Origin of the sequence: Streptomyces sp. AA1529 (assembly GCF_000280905.1) — a bacterium.
Classification (GTDB): domain Bacteria; phylum Actinomycetota; class Actinomycetes; order Streptomycetales; family Streptomycetaceae; genus Streptomyces.
Window position 1 is genome coordinate 1 of the sequence record NZ_ALAP01000004.1, and the last position, 2,395, is coordinate 2,395.

General features: G+C 74.6%; 1 protein-coding gene. It reads left to right on the plus strand.

The genetic code is table 11. From position 1 onward, the window contains the following. A partial coding sequence (locus A949_RS31955; protein WP_037705709.1) for a hypothetical protein occupies positions 1-2,395 on the plus strand: 2,395 nt, incomplete at both ends.

Genomic DNA, 2,395 nt, shown 5'->3' on the forward strand with positions numbered 1-2,395 from the left:
CCCTGTGGGTCTCGGCCCTGCAGGGCCTGGGCGCCGGCAGCTTCATCCAGCTGTTCAACAAGATCGGGAAGATCCTCAAGAACACCTTCTCGAACTTCTTCAAGAACAACTTCGACGTCGATGTCTTCTTCAAGGTCGACAAGAACAACTTCCCCGCCCCCGACAAGAACCAGTTCAACCCACGCAACTACCTCGACAACCCGAACCTGAACAACCTGTTCAAGAGACCCGACCCGATCACCAACACCCTCTGGCACGTCCCCGTCACCTTCCTCGCCCACGGAGCCGGCGAAGGCCTGGCCGGATTCCTCGTGGTCGGCGCGGTCTACGGCAAATGGGAGTTCCAGTGGAACGACTGGGTCGGCGGCGGCACCAGCGCCCTGGTCCACGGCGGCCTCCACACCGGACTCACCACCCCCGGCCACACACTCCACAACAAACTCTTCCCGAACGGAAACCTCTTCACCAACTACATCAACAACAGCTACACCACCGGCGGTTCCGGCCACGGAGGCGATCGGCCGGTGGACAACTCCCGGGATCCGGGCACCCTGCCTCCGCCCCGCTCCCGGACGGGTGCCTCTCCGGGCTCCGGGTTGGGCGCCCGTCCGGACGTCCGCACCGCCGCCGACCCGTCCTCCTCCCACGCGCCGCACCCCCCGCGCACCGCCGCGCCGGAGACCTGGCGCGACGACGCCCAGCGGCGATGGCTCGCGGAACGGCTGACCGTCGCGGACCTGGCCGGCGGCCCGCCGCCACTGGCTCCGGACGAGACGGTGAGCGTCACCGAGCTGGAAGCCGCGGGCTTCGCCCCCGGGCCTGGACAGCGGATCGCCGCCGTCCTCGGGGGCGGGACGCTGCCCGTGCGCGACAGCGGACTGACGCCGCTGGAGCAGACGGCCCTGCTCATGGTGCGGCCCGGCCCCTGGACCGAGCAGCTGGAGGCCGTCGCGGCGCGGGCTTCCGAACGGATCTGGGAATCGGCGTTCCAGGACTTCGCCGCCGGGCCGACCGCGGCCGGCGCCACTTCCGAGGACGTCGCACGCGCCTGGGACTCGGCACGCACGCTGGTACTGCCCGCGGAAGCGCATGCTGGGCGGACCGATGCACGGTACGCCGAGGAGCCGTTCCGGGAGTCGGTGCGGCAGGTGGCCGGCCGTCTGCTCGGCACCGGTACGGGAACGGAAGCGCCCGCGGACTCGGCTGCCCCACTCGCCGACCGGGTCCACGCGGTTCCGGAGCCGGCACCGCGCTCGTCTACGGGCCCGGCCGCCGCTTCGGAGCAGGAGCCCGCCGCCGCGCCGCCCACGGCCACACCGCCCGTGCCCGAACCTTCTGTACCCGAACCGCCTGTGCCTGTACCGACAGTCGCGGCGGCCGAAGGCGGTGCCGCGACCGAGACCGGGGACGGCCGCACCGGGGACGGCCGCCCGGACAAGGGCAAGGGGCGGCTCATGGAACCGGATGCCGGCCCCGCGGCGGATCCGACCGCACCGGACCGGCTCGGGCAGGACGACGCGGGGGCGAGTGCCGACGTCATGGCAGCGCGCGAGGAACTGGCCGCCGCCACCGCGCGGACGGCGGCACTGGAGGAACGGCTGGCCTCCGGCGTCGGCGGCAGCACGGACAGCCGCGCCGGGCTCGAGGCCGCCCGGGCCCGGACCGAGCGGGCGCAACAGGCCTGGACGGCGGCGCTGGAGCGGTGGCGGGAGCCGGAGGGAGCAGCGGTGCCCGCGCTCTCCCACAGCAGTGCCGAACGGCGGTGGATCGCCGCACAGGTGACGGCCGAGGACCTGCCGGCGGACGCCGCGGATCTGGCGGCCCCCGGCGGCGGGACAGCGGAGGAGCCGTCGCTCCCGCTGCCGCCGGTCGAGCGGGTGCGGACGCTGATGGCCCGGCCCGGCCCGTGGCCGGGGGTGCTCGACACGGTCGCAGCGAACATGGCCCGCCGCACGTGGCGCCAGGCGTACGCCGACTGGGCGCTTGCCGCGCCGGAGCGGGACGACGAAGCGCTCGACGAGGCGTGGCGAACCGCGCAGGCCCTGGTGCTGCCGTTGGAGCTGCACGCCGTGGAGGCCGACGCCCGGTATGCGGGAGACCGTTACCGGGCGGCGGTGCGGCAGGTCGCCGATCTGCTGGCCGCGGGCGGCGGGCGGGCGGCGGCCAGGGCCCAGGCCGACCGCCTTCGGCACCGTCTCGGCCTGCCGGTCCGGGTGCGCGGCGGCGCTGCTGCCGGACCGGCCGGCTCCCCGGCTCCCGCGGAGGCACTGCCGCCCGTGCGGGAGTCCGCGGCGGACTTCTCCGCGGACACCGTCGCGGCGCTGTCCACCGTCGGCGGGTCTCCCGCACCGCCCGGGTCCCGGCCGCCGAACGCCGGGCCGCCGACCGCAGGAGT